A 19,996-nucleotide genomic window follows, 5' to 3' on the forward strand; every position below is an offset into this window, starting at 1 on the left:
CTTGTGAGTGATATTTCTTTGGGGATTCCTGCGGAGATACAGATGCGGAAGAAGCAGTATGAGTATTACAGAGACAGGCTGCTTAGGTTTGAGGAGGCTTAGGAGGTGAGAGAGGGTGTTAAGATTTGATTTCAATGGCTTTTTTTCCTGCCTTTTTGGGAAATAAAAATATGTATACCATAAATTCCACAAGGCAAATCCCCTTCCCTTGTTTGCCAAAAAAGAAAAGGCGAAGACTTTATCTTTTTTTGGGGCTAAGGGAGGGATAAACCCTTTTTTTGGCAGAAAAAGATTTGATTTTTCAAATCCCATAAACATAATAATAAGGAATTATAAAAATGCAAGAAACACAATACAAACCCATCTCGCAAAATACAAATTCAACGCTTGTATTAGAGTTTGTCCCCTCAGTAAAAAATTCAAACAAATACCAAAGCGAACAAGAATTAGAAGATGAGTTTATAAAGATTCTCCAAAATAATGGCTATGAATACCTACCTATCAAAAACAACGAAGATTTGATAAAAAACCTCCGCAAACAGCTAGAAAAACTCAATAAAATAAATTTTTCAGATGATGAATTTGATCGCTTGATGTCTCAATACATCGCAAAACAAGGTGAGGGATTGGTCGAGAAAACTGAAAAAATACAACAAGATTATCAATACCCCCTACTCTTAGATAATGGTGAAAAACCAAATATCATAATCATCGACAAAAAAAATATTCACAACAACTCTGTGCAGGTCATCAACCAGTATGAAACAGAAGGAAATTATAAAAATCGTTATGATGTGAGCATTTTGGTTAATGGTCTGCCTCTTGTGCATATAGAACTCAAACGTCGTGGAAACAAGATCAAAGAAGCATTCAATCAGATCAATCGCTACAAAAGAGACTCTTTTTGGGCTGATAATGGGCTTTTTGAATATATACAACTTTTCATCATCTCAAATGGCATACATACCAAATACTACTCCAATACCACACGAAAAAACGCCATCAATGAACAAAGCAATCTACAGAAGAAAAATAGCAAAAAAACGAGTAATTCTTTTGAATTCACTTCGTGGTGGACAGATTTTCAAAATAGAAAAATTCAAGATTTAGTCGATTTTGCAAAGACATTTTGTTCTAAACACACATTGCTTAATGTCCTCACTAAATATTGCGTGTTTGACTCTGATAAAAAACTCCTTGTGATGCGTCCCTATCAGATCGCAGCCACAGAGGCCATCATCAATAAAATCATCATATCAAGCAACCTCAAAAAAACAAGTTGCACAGATGCTGGGGGTTATATTTGGCACACCACAGGATCAGGAAAAACGCTCACATCATTTAAAAGTGCAATACTCGCTACAGAGTTAGATTTTATAGACAAAGTGCTTTTTGTAGTGGATAGAAAAGATCTAGATTATCAAACAATGAAAGAATATGACAAGTTCCAAGAAGGTGCAGCAAATGCAAACTCTAGCACAAAAGAGCTTGAAAAAAACCTTCATAATCCAAGTAGCAAAATCCTCATCACCACGATCCAAAAACTCGATAGATTTATCAGCAAAAATAAAACCAGTGAGATTTACAAAAAACATATCGTAATGATTTTTGACGAATGCCATCGCAGTCAATTTGGAGATATGCATAAAAAAATCATCAAAGCCTTCAAAAACTACCATATTTTCGGCTTCACAGGAACTCCTGTATTTCCAGAAAATGCTAGTAACAAGCTTGATACGACAGAAAGAACTTTTGGGAACAAACTCCACACCTACACCATAATAAATGCCATCGATGATGGAAATGTCCTTCCTTTTAGAACAGATACCATCTCCACGATGAAAATTAAAGAAAATATAGAAGATACACAAGTTCGTGCCATCGATACAAAAGAAGCTTATAACGCGCCTTATCGGATCAAAAAAGTAACTGAATATATTCTCACGCATTTTGATCAAAAAACTAGACGCAAAGATTCTTATAGTCATAATAAACTCACCAATATCGAACAAATCATAAAAAACGATAGCAGGTCTAAAGAAAAAAGAACCGATGAAATAAAAATAAATACCAATCTCAATGGCTTTAATTCAATATTTGCCGTCTCTTCAATCGATGCTGCCAAAATGTACTATGAAGAGTTTAAAACACAAATGGCAATCTTACCACCTGATAAAAAGCTCAAAATCGCAACCATATACTCCTATGGGGTGAATGAAGATGAAAGCGATGAATTTATCGAAGATGAAAATAGTGAAGATACCTCACAATTAAGTGCCTCTGGTAGGGAATTCTTAGAAGTAGCAATAAAAGATTATAATCTTATGTTTAAAACAAACTGGGACACTAGCCCTGAAAAGTTTCAGAACTACTACAAAGACATCTCTTGGAGAATGAAAAATCGCGAAATTGATTTGCTTATCGTGTGCAATATGTTCCTCACGGGATTTGATGCGACTACACTCAATACGCTTTGGGTAGATAAAAATCTCAAATATCACGGATTGCTTCAGGCATTCTCACGTACAAATAGAATTCTAAATTCCATAAAAACCTATGGAAATATCGTTTGTTTTAGGGATCTTGAAAAAGCTACTAATGATGCTCTAGCTCTTTTTGGAAACAAAGATGCCAAAAGCATCGTACTTTTGAAAACATTTGACGAATATTATAATGGCTATGAAAACGAAAATGGCGAACATGTAGATGGCTATAGCGATCTTATCAGGAGGCTAGAGAGTGAGTTCGTGCTAGGTGAGGAAATAATAGGCGAGGAAGCAAAAAAAGAGTTTATAAAACTCTGGGGGGCGATACTTAGAGTCAAAAATATATTGGTGAGTTTTGATGAATTTGAAGGCAATGAAATTTTAAATGGACAAAAGCTTCAAGACTACGAAGGCAAATATAACGATCTGTATGATGAATTCAAAAAACTAAGAAATACCGATAAGGAATCTATTCAAAATGATATTGAATTTGAACTTGAGCTTATCAAGCAATTTGACATCAATGTAGATTATATCTTGATACTTATCTCAGAATATGCTGCAAAAAAAGAAGGGCAAGAAAAACATATGATGCTTCAAAATCTCCTCAGCACAATCAGATCTAGCTATGAACTCAGAAGCAAAGAGGAACTTTTAGAAAAATTTATCACTTCTTTGAATTTCGCTTCTGATATTCCAAGAGATTGGTCTAGTTTCACAAAAAAAGAATACGAACAAGAACTTGAAGAGCTTATCAATAAAGAAGGATTGCGGCCAGAGGCAACTAAAAAATTCCTGATTGAATCATTATCTAATGGGGAAGTCAAAGAGACAGGCACAGAAATAACCGAGATACTTCCAAAAGTTTCTATTTTTAAAGGTAGAAATAAAATAAAAAAAGAGATTGCAGAAAAACTACGGAGACTGCTAGAAAAATATTCAGGGGCTATCAACGAAGCATTGATAACACAAGAATAAATTATTCAATTAGTGATTGGCGGGGATGATTGGCTCTTGATCCCTTTTCTCACATCTTTGTTTTTGCCTCTATTCCCAGTAATCTAAAACCAATAGTAATAGATAGGCTCACCACCTTGCAGACCTTCAATAACGATGCTTCTATAGGGTTTTGGATGATTTTTTGCGAATTATAAAAACTATGAAAATCCGCACTCAAAACTTTCAGGTATTCACATACCTTCTGCAATCCTCTATCATCAAAAGCCATCTCAATGGCTCTAGGAAAGCTCAATGCATTAAATAATAGATTCTGAGCCTCTTTTGGAATACAATCTAAGGAAGCTTGTAAAATCTCTGCTTCTTGCAAAGATGATTTTTCAAACAATGTATGGATACGAGCATTGGCATAATTGATATAAAAAATTGGATTAGAAGCATCTTGTTTTTTTAACTCATCTACATCAAATTCCAAATGTGTATCAGATTTTTTAGACAAAAATATAAACCGCAGTGCATCACTGCCAATATCATTCACAACATCTTTCATCAAGATAAAATTCCCCGCACGTTTGCTCATCTTGTAAGGTTGGCCGCCTTTGAGAAGACTCACCATTTGAGAGAGTAGCACTTCAAGCTTATTTTCATCATACCCTAAATAATGAATAGCTGCTTTTACTCTAGGAATATATCCATGATGATCAGCTCCCCAAATATTGATATATCTGTCATAACCTCTCATAAATTTATCATCATGATAGATAATATCTCCAGCTAGGTAGGTTGGCTCTGTATTTTCTCTGACAATCACGCGATCTTTTTCATCTCCTAAGGCTTCAGATCTAATCCAGATTTTATGATCTTTTTCATAAATTCCATCATTTTTTTCTAGTTTTGCCATCGTGGCATCCCAACGATCATAAAGAGACTTTTCGCTCACAAATTTATCAAAAACAATCCCCACATCTGAAAGATTTTCTTTTATCTCTTCTAGCATTACAGCCTTGCCAAATTCACTCAAAAGCAAAATAGAAGTCTCGTTTTTAAAAACATCTATGCCGTATTCCTCTTTTGCTAGAATTGCTACATCTAATATATATTCACCCTTGTAATATTCATCAGGATAATGAACACTCTCACCTAACAAATATTCTTTTCCAGCAAGGTAGATAGAAAATCCAAGCATTTGGATTTGAGATCCCGCATCATTAATATAATACTCGGTATCTATTTCATAACCCAAAAATCGCCCTATCTTAGACAAGCTATCCCCAAAAACAGCTCCTCTAGCATGTCCTATGTGAAGAGGTCCTGTAGGGTTTGCACTCACATATTCTAAAAGTATTTTTTCTTTATTTGGTTTTTGCGATCCAAAGCTATCGCCTTTTTTAAGAGCTTCTGTACAAAGATGTTCAAAAAAATCGGCCGAAAGAGTGATATTTAGATAACCATTAAGGGCATCTACTTTTTCAAACTCCCACACATCAGAAAGATTTTTTGCAATCTCTTGAGCAATAATGACAGGAGATTTTTTTTGTTGTTTGGCCAAAGAAAATGCAATAGGAGTTGCATAGTGACCATGATCTTTGTTTTTTGGTCGTTCAAGAACAATAGAATCTTTAAGTCTATCTTCTAAAAGTTTTTTGACATAATGATACATCAATCACTCACATCAAACCGCTGTTTGAGACTTGGGCTTTCTGCCTCTTTTTTTGGGTTCAGAAGAAGTCTCTTTAGCTTTTGTGGAGGGTTTGGAAACTTTTGTTGTTGTTTTTGTGGTGCTAGATTTTGCTCTTGGTTGCCTAACTGGTTTTTCTATCTTACTCACTTCAGGTTCTAATACATCTGCATCTTCAGTTTCATCGTCTTCTTTTACGGCTTTTTTGAAGTTTTTTATACCGCTACCCAAGCCTTTTGCAAGTTCTGGAATTTTTTTAGCTCCAAAAAGCAAAACAACCACTAATAAAACAATAACCCAATGCCATATACTGCCAAAACCACCCATTTAAATCCTTTATTATCAATATATTGAATTTTTATCATTATACCCTAAAGTCAATATTTTTTCTAAAATCTTTAGGATATTTTTCCCATCCATTCCGCACACAAATCTTCAGAATTCTTGGGGTTTGTGATAAAAGCAAGAGATTTTGCGATACACAAAATAGCCTCTTTTGCATGTTCTATGTCGTCATTTATAATCAAATAATCAAATTCATTGATATGCTTCATCTCATTGTAAGCGTGCATAAGACGAGATTTTATCGTTTCTTCTGAATCGCTCCCTCTAGTTTCAAGTCTTTGTTTGAGGGTTTTTTTATCTATTGTGGTGATAAAAATTGAACGCACGAGATTGCCATAATATTTTTTGATTTCCCTATGACCTTGGACATCTACATCAAAAATCACTAATTTTCCAGCCTCTAATGCTAGTTGTATCGGCAAAATAGATGTACCGTAGTAATTTCCATGCACTTCTGCCCATTCTAAAAATTTATTTTCTTGAATGTCTGTTAAAAATTCCTCTTTGGAGACGAAATAATAATGTTGTGCATTCTTTTCACCTTCTCTAGGAGCTCTTGTGGTTGTGCTGATGGAAAAATAAATTTCAGGAATGTTTTCTTGCAAAAATTTACACAGAGTGCTTTTTCCTGAACCACTAGGTCCTGAAAGCACCAAAAGAGTATTTTGCATTATTTTTTCTTATCAGGGAAGCTGATATTAATCGTGAGCTGCATTCCATCTAGCAAAGATTTCAATCCTTCTATAGAAGTATTGTTTAAAAGGTTTAAAATACTGTTATTTTGCGAGGTTTGTAGTTGATCTTGCACATCTAAATCTTCAGCTAAGATGTTTTTATCAAATTCATTATCTGATAATGTAAAATCATCCATATTTTCAAAAGGCATATCAAAATCTTCTTTTATTTTGTTTTCTGTATCTGTATGTGTTTCTTTCATATCTTCTCCCTTATTAGTATCGCCCAAAACATCGATAATGTCTTGCTCTTCAATTTCCTCAATTTCTTTTGCTTCCTGTGGTGTTGCCATTAAAGTTTCCTTATTTTGATTTTCTTCATCCTGAGTTTCTTCTAGGATTTTTTTAACCTCATCGATTTGTTTTTTATCAAGTATGCTAGAAGATTCTCCAAAAGCCTCCTCACTATAATTTTCTTCATTTTTTTGAAAGGATTCATCTACTGTAATCTCATCATCTTTTTTATTGATTTGATCTTCGTGGATATCTTCTTCAATGTTTTTGTGCTTTTGCAAATCAGAAATAGAGGATTCTTCTGAAGATAAAACATTGTCAAAATTAAGCTCATCTGCAAGTTCAGATAAAGCATCTTTGACCGTTGTATCAGCTTCTTTTTGTTCCTCTTTATCTTGATTTTGTTGTTCAGTCATACTAGATTTGACATTTTTTAGAATTTCATCAATATCTGGTTGTTCTTCTATTTCGTCGGTTTGTTCTTTTGGGCTATCAGGTTTGTCTTCTTTAACTTCAATAAAATCAAAACCTGAATCTTCTTCATCTGGACTATCTTTGGAAGAATCAGATTGCTTTCCACTATCTTTTTCTTTTTCCAAATCATCTAAAACACCTTGTATCTCTTCTAAATCAGATAAATCAAAATCATCAGAAATATGAGGAATGGGCTTTGATGGACCTTTTTGATTTTCAAAATCAGCGTCTTTAAAATCCAAATCATCAAGTTCATCTAAATCAAAATCATCAATAGCCAAAGAGTGTTCAGGGATTTCTGCTAGATCATCCTTTGTCAGATTACTTGTGGTGCTCTCATCAATACCAAAATCCGCTAATCTGCTCTTTAAAATATCCAAAACTTCTGTAGGTAAAAAAGGTTTTTTAATATAAAATTCAAATCCATCAGCAGGGCTAGAAGTACGCTTATGCAAATAAACTTTGATAAGTATTTTAGGAGATTGAAGAAGTTCAGAATACTCTCCAGCAACTCCATCATCTAAAAATAAGAAAAATTCATCTTCTGCATTGGGCAATTTTAGACTGTCTTGGGCGATCAAATCCAATCCTAACTTTTTGGCAACGGCTTCAAAAAGTTTTTTTACCATTGAATCGTTGTTTATCAAAAGTATTTTCAAAATAGCTACTCCGATTATTTTTTAAAAATTGCTAGGATTATATCAATTAATTACCTGATTTTTTATTAAGGAAACAAATGAAAAATTTATTTTTAAAACTCACCTTGATTGCGATTTTTTTAACCACTCTAAATGCAAATGATAAGCTGTATTTTATGCCATATGAACAAAAAACAGCTCTGGATGTTTTGATAAAATCCATATATTCCTCTGAAGAAAACATTGATATTTCAATCTTTAGTTTTACTAATAGACAAATAGCTAAGGCACTCAAGGATATGGCGAAAAAGGGGGTTAAAATCAGAATTATTTATGACTATGAATCCAATGTCAAAAATCCCTACTCCACGATCGGTTATTTGAGCAAATATAACAACATCAGCACTTGTCTTCTAAAAGGAAAGCGAGAGAGAAATAACAAATACGATGGTATCATGCATCAAAAAATGGCGATTATCGATACAGACATTATCATTATAGGATCAGCAAACTGGAGCAAAAATGCCTTTGAAAATAACTATGAACTGATGCTAGAAAGCAATGATAAGGAAATGATCAAAAAAGCCAAAAGTTATTTTTCAAAAATGTTTGCTCATTGTAAGCCTTATTGATTCAAAATACTTTTAACCATCTCAGAAATTCTACGACCATCGGCAACTTGACTTAAGTGTTTAAGTGCTGCCATAACCTTGCCCATATCCTTTGGAGTAACTTCACCCATAGTTTTAATGGTTTTAGATATTTCTACGTGAAGTTCTTCATCACTGAGCTGCTTAGGAAGATATTGTAAAATGATCTGCATTTCTTTATTTTCTTTATCTAATAAATCCTCTCTACCTGCCTCTTTGTAGGCTATAGACGCATCAACACGTTGCTTGTATGCACTTTTTAATATACTGATAACATCTCCATCACTTAAAGTGATTCTTTTATCGACTTCAACTTGCTTAATTGAGCTATTTAGGAGTCTGATTGTATCTCGTGTAAAGTTATCGCCATTTTTCATAGCAGTTTTGAGATCTTGTGCCATTTTTTCTTTGATTTGACTCATTTAATATCCTTTGGAATAAACTTTGCTTTTATTATAGCAGTTTAGTTTTACAAACAAAGGATTGCCAAATGAATATTTTTTCTTTTAAAGCTCTGTGTTTATTATGTATTTTTGGGCTTAGCTTGGGTTATGCTTATGAACCTGAAATCGATATGAACCCGCCTAGCTATGTTGAAGAAATGCCTTCAAAAGATTTTATCCCTGAATTCAGTAAAACTGGAAGTTTATTTGGACAAGGAGATAGACCATTATTTGCCGATAGAAGAGCAATGAAGCCTGATGATCTTATTACAGTGCTTATCAATGAAACTTCAAATGCGAATTATACAGCTTCAAAAACTTACAACACAGCTTCAGGAGGTAATTCAAATCCACCTAGATTAACATACAATGGCAGTGATGAGTCCAAGAAAAAATCTACAGAATTTTTAGACAATCAAACCAATTACAGCATGGTAGCCCCGACCAATAATTCGAATTTCAAAGGCGGGGGAAATCAAAGCAAAAGCGAAAATCTTACCCTTACTCTAACAGCTAGAGTTGTAAAAGTTTTGGAAAATGGAAATTATTTCATCTATGGCAACAAAGAAGTTTTGGTTGATGGAGAAAAACAAATCATTCAAATCAGTGGCGTTATAAGACCTTATGATATTAGCAGGAACAATACCATTGAATCAAAATACATCTCTGATGCAAAAATACGATATGCAAATATTGGATCTTTGAGCAATACAAACAAGAAAAAAATGGCGACAGATGTGCTTGAAAGTGAGTGGCCTTATTGATATGAAAAAAATCGCCGTTATACCTGCTAGAGGAGGAAGCAAAAGAATCCCGAAAAAAAACATTAGATTATTTTGCGATCAACCCATTATCAGTTATTCTATAAAAAATGCTTTTGAAAGTGGTGTGTTTGATGAAGTAATTGTAAGCACAGATGATGAAGAGATTGCAGAAATTTCCAAAACCTATGGTGCAAAAATCCCTTTTTTACGTCCAAAAGAACTCAGCCTTGATACCACTCCTACTTTACCAGTGATTGCACACGCAATCAAGGAACTTCATCTAAATTTTGATGATTTGGTTTGTTGCATCTATCCAACAGCACCACTTTTAAAATCTCAATATCTCACTTCGAGCTTGGATAAACTACTACAAAGCCCTGAAAAACTTTATATTTTTTCCTGTGTGGAATTTGATTTCACTCCTTGGAGAGCTTTTTTGATAAATAATGAAAATGAAGAAATTTCAATGCTTTTTGAAAAACATTCCTTGAGTAGATCTCAAGATCTCAAAAAAGTCTATCATGATGCAGGGGCTTTTTATTGGGGGAAAACAGGTGCATTTTGTGATGAAAAACCGATTTTTCACCCTCATTCTATCCCCTTTATCCTCCCTCGTATGTTTGTTCAAGATATTGACACTCTGGATGATTGGGAGATTGCACAGATCAAATACAAGCTCAAAAATTCCAAATGAAGATAAAAATATTCACCGAAGCTGGATATCCTTATGGATTGGGGCATTTAACGCGTTGCATTCGTCTAAAAAAAATTTTAGATCAATATGTGAAAAACACCACAATTTACCATTATGGAGTTAACTCCATAGAAGGTAGCAAATATTTAAACTGGCTAGATAGTGCTGCTTTTGATTCATTGATTTTAGATACAGATTTAGTTGTCATAGACAGCTATGAGGCAAATGAAGTGTTTTATCAAAAAGCTTCTAAGTTTTGTAAAAAACTTATCGTATTAGATGATACAAACCGCCTTTTATATCCTCTTAATTGTGTTATTATTAATGGAGCATTGGGGGCACAGAGCCTCTATCCAAAGAAAAAAAATTATCTTGCAGGAATTGAATACGCCATCATAGACAAAATTTTTTTTGACTCAAAAATATCTAAAAAAGACATTCAAAATATTTTGATAACTTTTGGGGGTTCTGATCCTGAAAATATGACCGAAAAAACTCTCAAAATATTAGATGATATGCCCTATCAAAAACATATTATTTTGCCTCAAAGGTTTTGTGGCAAACCTTCTTTTAAAGGAAACTACTATCAAAACATTTCCGCATCACAAATGGCCAATATTATGAAAAAATGTGATGTAGCCATATCAGCTGGAGGGGGAACACTCAATGAATTGGCAATGTCAAAAACACCTACACTAATCATCCCGATTGCACAAAATCAAATTTTCCAAAGTAAGCAATGGGAATCAACTGGGGGAATGAAAATCACCTCTCTTGAAAGTTTGGATAAAGATTTTGCTACAATCATTCCTATGAAAATCAGAGAAGAAATGTCTCAAGCATTTCAAACCATCAGATTTGGAAACCTCTTGTTAAAAAAAATTGAAGAAATAATCACAGAGGTAATGGAATGAATTTTTATATCCACGACATTTATGCTCTGCATTTTACCCAAATGGATGAAAAAGATTCTCAGAGTGTTTTAGAGTTTAGAAATCATCCTGAAATCTCAAAATGGATGTATTCAAGAAATATTTCCAAGAAAGCTCATTTAGATTTTATCTCTTCTTTGAAAAATAACCCTTTGAGCCATTATTGGCTAATAAAAAGAGGTTCTCTTCTCTTAGGAGTAGGATCTATCACTCGTGTCAATTTTACACACAAACACGCTTATTTGGGGATTTATAAAAATCCATGCCTTCAAAATGTGGGGACAGAGATTTTAAAATGCCTTGAGAGTATTGCTTTTGTAGAGTTTGAGTTACATACCCTTCATTTGGAGGTTTTAGAAAGCAACCGAAAAGCTATCGGATTTTATAAAAGACATGATTATATTTATGAAGGAAAACTGTTAGATTTTATTTTTAGAGATAATAAATACGAAAATGTACTTATCTACGGAAAAAGGAAAAATAATGACTAGGCCATTAATCGTCGCAGAACTCAGTGCCAATCACAATCAAAACCTAGAAATCGCAAAAAAATCCCTTATCGCCATCAAAGAATGTGGTGCTAATGCCATCAAGCTCCAAACCTACACTCCTGAATGCCTTACTCTAAATTGTACAGATGAGTGCTTTCAAATTAACTCTGGGACATTATGGGATGGTAAGACCCTTTATGAACTGTATCAAGAAGCTTATATGCCTTGGGAGTGGCACAATGAGCTTTTTGCATTGGCAAGAAGCTTGGATCTTATTATCTTTAGCTCTCCTTTTAGCCTAAAGGCTTTGGAACTCTTAGAACAGCTAGATTGCCCTATGTATAAAATCGCAAGTTTTGAAATCACTGATACAAATCTTATATATGAAGTCGCAAAAACACACAAACCCATCATTATTTCTACAGGTATCGCCACAGAAGAAGAGATAAAAGACGCCTTAGATATGTGCAAAAAAGCAGGAAATTCTGATATCACTCTTTTAAAATGCACAAGTTCTTATCCTGCTCCATTACAAGAAGCCAATCTACTCTCAATGCCACAACTTGGGGAAAAATACAATGTAAAATATGGACTATCAGATCACACACAAGGCTATTTATCAGCTATTATTGCAACCACACTAGGAGCAAATATGATAGAAAAACATTTCATCTTAGATAAAAAACTAGGTGGTGTTGATGCTGATTTTAGTTTGGATAAATTAGAATTTGAAGAAATGGTACAAGCTATCAACTCTACAATATTAGCACTAGGCAATAAAGAGCCTAAAATCGATCTGAAAAAACTAACCAATCAAAGGAAATTTGCACGAAGCCTTTTTGTATCCAAGAATATCAAAAAGGGCGAGGTGCTAAGTATGCAAAACATCCAATCAGTCAGACCCAATAATGGATTAGCACCTAAATATCTCAAAGATATTATTGGCAAAAAAGCCAACACCGATCTCAAATTTGGAAAACCCTTGCAGATAGATGATTTTTCTTAGGGTTTAATTTTCTGGCATTTTTGGCAAATCACAAAAAGTTTCATATTATGGCTAATGAGGTTTGCATTATGCTCGTGGGCGACTTTTATTTGAAGTCTTTCAATCTCTGGATCAACAAATTCTGTAATCTCTCCGCAATGCAAACAAATAATATGATCGTGATGATCCTTTGCTGCTATTTCATATCTTCGGCCACTTTTGTCTGCCTCTAAAGCAGTGATGAAGTTTTCTTTTTCCAAAAAACTAAGAATTCTATATACAGAAGAAATACTTGTTGTTTTATCTTTAGTTTTTATCTCAGAGGCAATCTCTTCAGGGCTTAGATGAGTGCCACTTTTATAAAGCACAGAAATAATTTCTTCTCGTTGCTTGGAATTCTTTAAGCCATTTTTGCGAATGGATGTCCTAAGCCTATCAAGTATTGAATCCAATGTTTCTAATCTATTTTGCATCATAAGTGTCCCTCTATCTTTAAACTTGGTTTATATTCACATATAATAACCTAAGTAATTATCAAAATTCTATACAAAACTAATTTTATACAAACTTAATAAATTATTGGGCAAAAATGATTTATAATCTTTGCGTATGATAACTAAGGGCAAAGAAACAACAAAACTAACGAGGTGAAATGAAATGTTTGGGAATAGCAAAAACGTGCAATTGCAGTTAGCTCAAAAGAGTGCGGAAATAGAACGGCTTCAAAAACAGGTAGAAAATTATAAGGCACTTGCGGAATTTTCATTTACAGAAATTATTTTTGGAATCAAAAATGAAAAAATTGTATTTGCAAATGAAAATGCCAGTAAGTTACAAGGTATAGAGGAAATCACACATCATTTAAGAGAAAACTCCACTAGCTTAAAGCTAAAAAATCAGAGCTATAGGGTTAAAAGTAAAATCATCGATGGTGTGATCTATTATTCTCTAGTTTCTTCAGATGGGATTTTTGAAAAAAATGATGGGTTAGATCTTTTTAAAACCTATCATCAGAGTCTTAAAAATGGATTACTTGAAGCTCAAAATTCATTTCAAAATATCTTAAGTGAAAGCAAAATAATTTTAGAAAAAGCTGCGGAATCAGAAAAAGACGGGGTAAATGGCCTTGATTTAAGCACAACTGCTTCTGAAAATATCAACAATCTATATGAAAAGATGCAAAATGCGATTATGCTAGTGGGATCTCTCACTCAAAGAAGCAATGAAATCACCAATGTTATTTCTCTTATTGATGATATTGCAGAACAAACTAACCTACTCGCGCTCAATGCAGCCATTGAAGCTGCTAGAGCAGGAGAACACGGTAGAGGGTTTGCAGTGGTTGCTGATGAAGTTCGAAAACTAGCTGAAAAAACCCAAAAAGCTACCAAGGAGATTGCTATCGTTGTAAAATCAATGCAGCAAGAAGCTAGTGATATTCAAAACAGCACAGATGAAACCAATAAAATCACTGAAGAAGTTAAAAATAGCGTAGATGAGATTTATCAAATGGTCGCTCATCTAAAAGACGGTGCGAGAATTGCAAAATATGCTATTTACAATTCTAATAATCAAATCTTTTGTGCATTGGCAAAACTTGATCACACAGTTTATAAAAATAATCTTTATGCACTTTTATTTAAACTATCTGATTCATTTAATCAAGTCCAACATCAAAATTGTCGATTGGGTAAATGGTATTTTGAAGGTGAAGGCAAAAAATACTTTTCATCTACACAAGGATATAAAAATCTTGATGCTTTCCATTCTTCTGTGCATACCGAAGCTAATAATCTTGCTCAAGCCATCAAAGAAAATGAACAAGAACCTTCAAAAAGCTTTATTGATCAAAGAGTATCCAATATGGAAAATGGAAGCAATGGCGTTATGAAAAGCATCGATGAAATGCTAGAAGAGAAAAGAAATGATATCAACAAAATTATAGAAGGTATCTTGAGCGAAAAATCAGAACATTAAATCAAAATCTATGTTTGAAAAAGAACTCAATGCGATCAAGCACAGTGGTCTATACCGAGAAAGAAAAATATTCCTAGATACATTGAAGGATTTTGCCTCCAATGATTATCTAGGATTGTCTAAAAACAAAAAACTCCTAAAAGCTGCTTATAAGTTGCTTTTGGAGCAAAAATCTCATTCCCCAAAAGCTTCAATGATTGTAAATGGTTATTCCTTATTACACAGAGAGCTAGAATTAGAGCTTTGTGCTTTGAATGGATTCAAAGATGGTATTATCTTAGGCAGTGGATTTCTAGCAAATATTGCACTCTTTGATGGACTTGTACGAAAAAATGACAAAATCTATATCGATGAAAAATATCATGCTAGTGGAGTATATGCTGCTAAAATACTCGGCGATAGAGCTGTATTTTTCAAGCACAATGACCCTAAGGATTTAAATAATCTACTTGAAACTTCGCCCACTAAGGGCAGGATTATTATCGCTATTGAAGGTGTATATTCAATGGATGGAGATCTTGCACACAAAGATTTTGCAAAAATTGCGATAGATAAGAATGCTCTCTTGATTGTAGATGAAGCTCATAGTAGCGGAAGTATTGGGACAAATTTGTTGGGCTATTTTGACTATCATCATATTCCCATCTGTCCAAATTTTATTAAAATGGGAACGTTATCAAAGGCTTATGGCAGCTATGGTGCTTATATACTTGCAGATACAGAAATAGTGAATTTTTTATGCAATCGAGGAAAATCTATCATATATACGACTGCATTGAGTATCTTTGACACTGCCTTAGCATTGGTAAATCTAAGATATATTCAAGAACATAAGAAGATTTTCAAGGACAAAATATCTCGCCTCCAAGATCTAGTTAAAAAGATACTTGAAATACCACTGCAATCGCAGATTTTGATTATAAAATACAAAAATACTGAAGATATGCAAAAAGCACATAAAGAACTTCAAGAAAATGGCTTTTTAGTGGGTGCTATCAGGAAACCCACAGTAAAAGAGCCTATATTAAGAATCACATTGGGTACAAAAAACTCTCTGAAAGAAACAAAAAAATTGTGTAAAATAATCAAAAAATCTCAAGGTCAAATATGCTAAAAAAAATTACTATTTCTATTTTGAGCTGTTTTGTTGTATTTATCGTTTTTTATGTGGCTTTTTTATGGATAGATTTACAAAAAGATGTGCAAAAAATCAAAAATTATCACCCACAACTGACAACTCAAATATTTGACAGAAAAAATCGCTTAATCGCAAATGTATTTGATACAGAATATCGGTTCTATGTAAAATTTGACGAAATACCACCAAAAATGATAGAAGCACTTCTGGCTGTTGAAGATACATTATTTTTTGAACATGGGGGGATTAACTACGATGCTATTATTCGTGCGATGGTCAAAAATATCAAAAGTGGAAAATACCTAGAAGGTGGAAGTACGCTCACACAACAACTTATCAAAAATATGGTTCTCACTCGAGATAAAACCATATCTAGAAAAATCAAAGAAGCCTTGCTATCTATCGAGGTCGAACATATGTTATCAAAAGAAGAAATTTTGGAGAGATATTTTAATCAGACTTTTTTTGGACATGGGTATTATGGAGTAAAAGCTGCCTCATTGGGATATTTTAAAAAACCTTTAAATGCTCTGAGTCTCAAAGAGATCGCTATGATTGTATCTCTGCCTAGAGCTCCTAGCTTTTATGATCCTACAAGAAATTTAGATTTTTCATTAAGCCGTGCGAACAATATTATCAAACGTATGTATGAAATCGGATGGATTAGCAAAGAAGAATATGAAAAAGGAATCAGTGAAATCCCTGAAGTCTATAACCAAACACTCACTCAAAATGCCGCTCCATATGTTGTAGATGAAGTTCTCAAACAGCTAAGCTATATCAAAGACATCAAAACAGGGGGCTATCAAATCAAACTCACTGTTGATTTAGACTATCAAAAAATAGCTCAAGAATCCTTACTCTATGGCTATAATAATATCAAAAAACGTATCGCAAAATACGATCCAAAACCTCCAACAACAGAGGAATCTAACGATTATGATACGCTAAATGGTGCGATGATTGTTACAGATACAAAGACAGGGAATATTCTAGCTTTAGTAGGAGGAATCGATCATAGCAAAAGTGCGTTTAATCGTGCCACTCAAATCAAACGTCAATTTGGTAGTGCGATAAAACCATTCATTTATCAAATAGCGTTTGATAGAGGATATTCAACCGCCACAACCGTGCCTGATGTGGCTAGAAGCTTCAATAAAACCTATAACACCGATGAAGAAAATGAAGATAAGGATGAATATTGGAGACCTAATAATTTTTCTAAAAGTTTCAAGGGTCTTGTAACTTTAAAGGAAGCCTTGAGTCATTCTCTTAATCTAGCTACGATAAATTTGGTAGAGATGGTAGGCTTTGATAAAATCTACTCAGGACTTATTGATTATGGGTTTAAAAACCCTCCTAAAGATATGTCTATCATATTAGGAAGCGTTGGAATTTCTCCTCTTGAAGCTGCAAAAGAATATTCTATTTTCTCAAACTATGGAACGATGGTGGAACCTTCATTATTTGAAAGCATTACAGATAGAGATGGAAACACAGAAACTTTTGAAGACAAACCATTCACAGAAATCACCACTCCTGAACAATCCTTCTTAACAACCTCTATCCTTAGAGAAACAGTGGCAGGAGGAACTGGAAGGAGAGCAAGGGTCAATGGGATTGAAATAGCTGGAAAAACAGGGACATCTAATAATAATATTGATGGATGGTTTTGCGGTTTTACTCCTTCTATACAGGCTATCATATGGTTTGGCAGAGATGATAACACCTCTATTGGCAAAAATGACTCAGGAGGAGTAATTTCAGCTCCTGTATTTTCACATTTTATCAGCAATGTTTTAAAAATTGATCCGGGATTGAAAAGAAAATTTGATACCCCAGAAGGCGTAAATAAGAAGACAATCAATGGAAGTGATTACTACTATACGCAAACTTCAAAACTTCCAGAAAATAAGCCTCAAGATACTATTGATGAGAAACTCTTATTTTAAAAAGACTGATTAAAAAGTTCAGCAATCATGCAGCGGATCGAACCTCCGCCATATTGCTCAATATTTGAGATATCCATAGAAATAATTTGTGCGTATTCTGAGATTTTTTCAATTTGAGAGTCCTCAAGGCAATGGTAAGCATTATTAGACATCACTACAAACTTCTCTCCAAATTTGTTTTCAAGCTCTATAATATTCCCTGCAAAATTATAAATCTGATTTTCACTCAAAGCAATCACTTCTTTATTGCAATTTTCCAAAGCTCGAATGACAAATTCTCGCTCTTTTACATTATCAATACTTTCAAAACAAACAACTGCAAAATCACTACATATTGCCATCATTACATTGGTGTGGTAAATAGGCAGTCTTTTTAAATTAAAATTTTGATAGGAAGTAAAAGCAACGGGTTTATAACCATAATGTTCGCAAAATATATACAAAAGTTCCTTATCGCAACGAGGGGAGAGAGAAGCAAAAGCGACTTTATGTATTCTGTCCAAAACCATTGCCCCTGTTCCTTCTAAAAATTTATTATCTTTTTCATATAAGGATAAATCCAATATATCTAGCTTTACCTGATGATTGTATTCAAATAATTTACTCAAAAATTTTTTTCTCTCATTGCGTCTATTTTCTGCAAACATTGAACACAAACAAAGATTATTTTTATCAATAGAAACAAACCAATTGTTAGGGAAAATGCTATCTGGAGTATGAGGAATTTGCGTATCTTCAAAATAACAAATCTCTATTCCTGCTTTTTCTAAAACAGATGTAGCACTATCAAACTCCATCAACGCCTTTGCTTGAATTTCATCATTTTGTTCATGAGTATTTTGTTTTTGAAAATAATTATTTACAGCGGTTTGGGGATTGAAGTGGAAGGCATTGGGTCTTGTCATTATAATTTTATTTGTAACTTGTTTCATTTGATTTCCTTCATTGTATTTTTTAAAAACTCTTCATCACTGATACCATTATTAATATTTTTATTAAACCTTTTAGTAAAATAATATCCTATGTAACAAACCACCACTAATGCAAGTGTATACCAAACCGATACTCGATAGCTACCTTCAATACTGCTCACAACAATAGGAATTGCACATCCAAAAACACCTATAATTTGCGTATATGGAGTATAAGGGGTTCTATATGGAAGATCTTCAAGTTTTTTGCCTAAAATATTCTTATACCATTTTCTAAAATTATATTGAGAAACGCCTACACTCATCCATACCAGCATCATTGACAATCCTGCTATGATAATAAGAGCATTGATAACCTCTTGAGGATTAATCCATATACACAAAAGAGAGACAAGAGAGACAGCAGTAGAAACAATCAGTGAATATATAGGTATTTGATTTTTATTCACTCTTGAAAAAACTTTAGGTAAAAAACCTTTCTGAGACAAACTATAAAACATCCTTGCAGATCCATAAATGCCAGTATTTGAAGAAGATAAAATAGCAACTATAATCACAACATTCATAATGCTTCCTGCATAAGGCACATTCCAAATATCAAGCACAGCAACAAAAGGACTTTCTGTAATTCTAGCATCACTATGGGGCAAAAAAGTCGAAACAATAAAAACAGAGCCGATAAAAAATACGAGCAATCTCCACATCGTTGCTTTTACTGCATAAGGCATTGCTTTATGAGGATCTGCAGTTTCTCCAATAGCTACACCTATAACCTCTGTTCCTGCAAAAGCATAGCTAATAAATACTATTGCTGAAAAAACTGCCAAAATACCATTAGGAAAAAATGTATGTGCAGAGCTATCATAAAAATTTTGAAAAACTCTGCTGAAGGCATCTAAACCAAATCCTAATGTATAAAGATTGTAAATTATGACACTAAGTCCGCATAGGAGAAATATCAAAATAGCCCCAACTTTAATCGCTGAGAGATAAAATTCTACCTCTGCAAAAAATCTAACCTTGTAAGCATTGGCAACAAAAACTAAAGCACAAGATAAAAGAATCCAAATCCATAATGGCGAATCAGGTAACCATTTTTGCATCAAAAACCCGATACCAATAAATTGAATTGCATTTCCTAAGACACAATTAAGCCAATAAGCCCAATAGACATAGTATCCCGTAAACGGGTTGATAAACTTTTGAGCATAGTCGCCAAAACTGCCCGTATTTGGCAAATAAGCACCCATCTCCCCCAAAGATAAAAGCACAGAATAAACAATAACAGAGCCTACAAAATAAGCGATCAATGCACCCAATGCACCAGCTTGAGAAATCGTTTCACCCGTACCTACAAAAAATCCTACGCCAATAGCCCCTCCAAACCCTATCATCACAAGATGTCTTGTCTTCATATCTTTTGCTAAAGAATTCTTCTGCACCATTAAAAACCCTTTTTGGCTATTGAAAAGTTTAATTTTTATAGTCCCTA

At 33.7% G+C, this 19,996-nt stretch carries 18 protein-coding genes; 10 read left to right on the plus strand and 8 right to left on the minus strand.

Going from position 1 to position 19,996, the window contains the following annotated elements:
* Positions 1 to 338: 338 nt before the first annotated feature.
* Complete coding sequence (locus Q5I06_RS05385; protein ID WP_305517210.1) at positions 339 to 3,464, plus strand: type I restriction endonuclease subunit R; 3,126 nt, start codon at positions 339 to 341, stop codon at positions 3,462 to 3,464.
* Between the two features lie 49 nt (positions 3,465 to 3,513).
* Here the strand turns inward: Q5I06_RS05385 and argS are convergent, their stop codons facing one another.
* The 4 genes from argS to Q5I06_RS05405 all read right to left on the minus strand — a co-directional run bounded on the left by argS (position 3,514) and on the right by Q5I06_RS05405 (position 7,567).
* Positions 3,514 to 5,103, minus strand: a complete 1,590-nt coding sequence (argS, locus tag Q5I06_RS05390) for an arginine--tRNA ligase (RefSeq protein WP_305517209.1) — start codon at positions 5,101 to 5,103, stop codon at positions 3,514 to 3,516.
* 12 nt (positions 5,104 to 5,115) lie between these two features.
* A complete protein-coding gene (locus Q5I06_RS08730; RefSeq protein ID WP_370690930.1) occupies positions 5,116 to 5,448 on the minus strand; it encodes a Sec-independent protein translocase subunit TatA/TatB in 333 nt (110 codons plus the stop codon).
* A 71-nt stretch (positions 5,449 to 5,519) separates the two neighbouring features.
* Complete coding sequence (gmk, locus tag Q5I06_RS05400) at positions 5,520 to 6,137, minus strand: guanylate kinase (protein ID WP_305517208.1); 618 nt, start codon at positions 6,135 to 6,137, stop codon at positions 5,520 to 5,522.
* A complete protein-coding gene (locus tag Q5I06_RS05405; RefSeq protein WP_305517207.1) occupies positions 6,137 to 7,567 on the minus strand; it encodes a midas domain-containing protein in 1,431 nt (476 codons plus the stop codon). The genes gmk and Q5I06_RS05405 overlap by 1 nt, the downstream gene beginning before the upstream one ends.
* A gap of 77 nt (positions 7,568 to 7,644) precedes the next feature.
* Between Q5I06_RS05405 and Q5I06_RS05410 the strand changes: the two genes are divergently transcribed.
* Positions 7,645 to 8,178 (plus strand): phospholipase D-like domain-containing protein, encoded by a 534-nt coding sequence (locus Q5I06_RS05410; protein ID WP_305517206.1) that lies wholly within the window; start codon positions 7,645 to 7,647, stop codon positions 8,176 to 8,178.
* Here Q5I06_RS05410 and Q5I06_RS05415 read toward each other — a convergent pair.
* Positions 8,172 to 8,618 (minus strand): GatB/YqeY domain-containing protein, encoded by a 447-nt coding sequence (locus tag Q5I06_RS05415; protein ID WP_305517205.1) that lies wholly within the window; start codon positions 8,616 to 8,618, stop codon positions 8,172 to 8,174. The two genes, Q5I06_RS05410 and Q5I06_RS05415, sit on opposite strands and share 7 nt — an antisense overlap.
* A gap of 68 nt (positions 8,619 to 8,686) precedes the next feature.
* On the opposite strand from Q5I06_RS05415, the gene flgH reads away from it, so the two are divergent.
* Genes flgH through pseI form a run of 5 tightly spaced genes read left to right on the plus strand, consistent with a single transcriptional unit; the run spans position 8,687 to position 12,526 of the window.
* A complete protein-coding gene (flgH, locus tag Q5I06_RS05420; RefSeq protein WP_305517204.1) occupies positions 8,687 to 9,403 on the plus strand; it encodes a flagellar basal body L-ring protein FlgH in 717 nt (238 codons plus the stop codon).
* A 1-nt stretch (position 9,404) separates the two neighbouring features.
* Positions 9,405 to 10,097, plus strand: a complete 693-nt coding sequence (pseF, locus tag Q5I06_RS05425) for a pseudaminic acid cytidylyltransferase (RefSeq protein WP_305517213.1) — start codon at positions 9,405 to 9,407, stop codon at positions 10,095 to 10,097.
* Positions 10,094 to 11,011 (plus strand): hypothetical protein, encoded by a 918-nt coding sequence (locus Q5I06_RS05430; protein ID WP_305517203.1) that lies wholly within the window; start codon positions 10,094 to 10,096, stop codon positions 11,009 to 11,011. The genes pseF and Q5I06_RS05430 overlap by 4 nt, the downstream gene beginning before the upstream one ends.
* Positions 11,008 to 11,520 (plus strand): UDP-4-amino-4,6-dideoxy-N-acetyl-beta-L-altrosamine N-acetyltransferase, encoded by a 513-nt coding sequence (pseH, locus tag Q5I06_RS05435; RefSeq protein WP_305517202.1) that lies wholly within the window; start codon positions 11,008 to 11,010, stop codon positions 11,518 to 11,520. Before Q5I06_RS05430 ends, pseH begins: the two co-directional genes overlap by 4 nt.
* Complete coding sequence (pseI, locus tag Q5I06_RS05440; protein WP_305517212.1) at positions 11,510 to 12,526, plus strand: pseudaminic acid synthase; 1,017 nt, start codon at positions 11,510 to 11,512, stop codon at positions 12,524 to 12,526. Before pseH ends, pseI begins: the two co-directional genes overlap by 11 nt.
* On the opposite strand, the gene fur is transcribed toward pseI, so the two are convergent.
* Positions 12,523 to 12,978, minus strand: a complete 456-nt coding sequence (fur, locus tag Q5I06_RS05445) for a ferric iron uptake transcriptional regulator (protein ID WP_305517211.1) — start codon at positions 12,976 to 12,978, stop codon at positions 12,523 to 12,525. The genes pseI and fur overlap by 4 nt on opposite strands.
* A gap of 184 nt (positions 12,979 to 13,162) precedes the next feature.
* Between fur and Q5I06_RS05450 the strand changes: the two genes are divergently transcribed.
* Genes Q5I06_RS05450 through Q5I06_RS05460 form a run of 3 tightly spaced genes read left to right on the plus strand, consistent with a single transcriptional unit; the run spans position 13,163 to position 17,572 of the window.
* The gene (locus Q5I06_RS05450) at positions 13,163 to 14,482 is read left to right on the plus strand and encodes a methyl-accepting chemotaxis protein (protein ID WP_305517201.1); all 1,320 of its coding nucleotides are present in this window, start codon (positions 13,163 to 13,165) and stop codon (positions 14,480 to 14,482) included.
* A gap of 10 nt (positions 14,483 to 14,492) precedes the next feature.
* Complete coding sequence (locus Q5I06_RS05455) at positions 14,493 to 15,596, plus strand: aminotransferase class I/II-fold pyridoxal phosphate-dependent enzyme (RefSeq protein ID WP_305517200.1); 1,104 nt, start codon at positions 14,493 to 14,495, stop codon at positions 15,594 to 15,596.
* Entirely contained in the window at positions 15,590 to 17,572 is a 1,983-nt protein-coding gene (locus Q5I06_RS05460; RefSeq protein ID WP_370690929.1) for a penicillin-binding protein 1A, read from the plus strand. Before Q5I06_RS05455 ends, Q5I06_RS05460 begins: the two co-directional genes overlap by 7 nt.
* Here Q5I06_RS05460 and ctlX read toward each other — a convergent pair.
* Both ctlX and Q5I06_RS05470 read right to left on the minus strand, forming a co-directional pair.
* Positions 17,569 to 18,504, minus strand: a complete 936-nt coding sequence (gene ctlX, locus Q5I06_RS05465; RefSeq protein ID WP_305517199.1) for a citrulline utilization hydrolase CtlX — start codon at positions 18,502 to 18,504, stop codon at positions 17,569 to 17,571. The two genes, Q5I06_RS05460 and ctlX, sit on opposite strands and share 4 nt — an antisense overlap.
* Positions 18,501 to 19,949, minus strand: a complete 1,449-nt coding sequence (locus tag Q5I06_RS05470) for an amino acid permease (protein ID WP_305517198.1) — start codon at positions 19,947 to 19,949, stop codon at positions 18,501 to 18,503. The genes ctlX and Q5I06_RS05470 overlap by 4 nt, the downstream gene beginning before the upstream one ends.
* Positions 19,950 to 19,996 lie beyond the last annotated feature (47 nt).

It is taken from the genome of Helicobacter cappadocius (assembly GCF_030688855.1).
Classification (GTDB): Bacteria; Campylobacterota; Campylobacteria; order Campylobacterales; family Helicobacteraceae; genus Helicobacter_J; species Helicobacter_J cappadocius.

Coding starts and splice junctions, on each gene's coding strand:
- Q5I06_RS05385 (WP_305517210.1), top strand. CDS start 339: ATGCAAGAAACACAATACAAACCCATCTCGCAAAATACAAATTCAACG.
- argS (WP_305517209.1), bottom strand. CDS start 5,103: ATGTATCATTATGTCAAAAAACTTTTAGAAGATAGACTTAAAGATTCT.
- Q5I06_RS08730 (WP_370690930.1), bottom strand. CDS start 5,448: ATGGGTGGTTTTGGCAGTATATGGCATTGGGTTATTGTTTTATTAGTG.
- gmk (WP_305517208.1), bottom strand. CDS start 6,137: ATGCAAAATACTCTTTTGGTGCTTTCAGGACCTAGTGGTTCAGGAAAA.
- Q5I06_RS05410 (WP_305517206.1), top strand. CDS start 7,645: ATGAAAAATTTATTTTTAAAACTCACCTTGATTGCGATTTTTTTAACC.
- Q5I06_RS05415 (WP_305517205.1), bottom strand. CDS start 8,618: ATGAGTCAAATCAAAGAAAAAATGGCACAAGATCTCAAAACTGCTATG.
- flgH (WP_305517204.1), top strand. CDS start 8,687: ATGAATATTTTTTCTTTTAAAGCTCTGTGTTTATTATGTATTTTTGGG.
- pseF (WP_305517213.1), top strand. CDS start 9,405: ATGAAAAAAATCGCCGTTATACCTGCTAGAGGAGGAAGCAAAAGAATC.
- Q5I06_RS05430 (WP_305517203.1), top strand. CDS start 10,094: ATGAAGATAAAAATATTCACCGAAGCTGGATATCCTTATGGATTGGGG.
- pseH (WP_305517202.1), top strand. CDS start 11,008: ATGAATTTTTATATCCACGACATTTATGCTCTGCATTTTACCCAAATG.
- fur (WP_305517211.1), bottom strand. CDS start 12,978: ATGCAAAATAGATTAGAAACATTGGATTCAATACTTGATAGGCTTAGG.
- Q5I06_RS05450 (WP_305517201.1), top strand. CDS start 13,163: ATGTTTGGGAATAGCAAAAACGTGCAATTGCAGTTAGCTCAAAAGAGT.
- Q5I06_RS05455 (WP_305517200.1), top strand. CDS start 14,493: ATGTTTGAAAAAGAACTCAATGCGATCAAGCACAGTGGTCTATACCGA.
- Q5I06_RS05460 (WP_370690929.1), top strand. CDS start 15,590: ATGCTAAAAAAAATTACTATTTCTATTTTGAGCTGTTTTGTTGTATTT.
- ctlX (WP_305517199.1), bottom strand. CDS start 18,504: ATGAAACAAGTTACAAATAAAATTATAATGACAAGACCCAATGCCTTC.
- Q5I06_RS05470 (WP_305517198.1), bottom strand. CDS start 19,949: ATGGTGCAGAAGAATTCTTTAGCAAAAGATATGAAGACAAGACATCTT.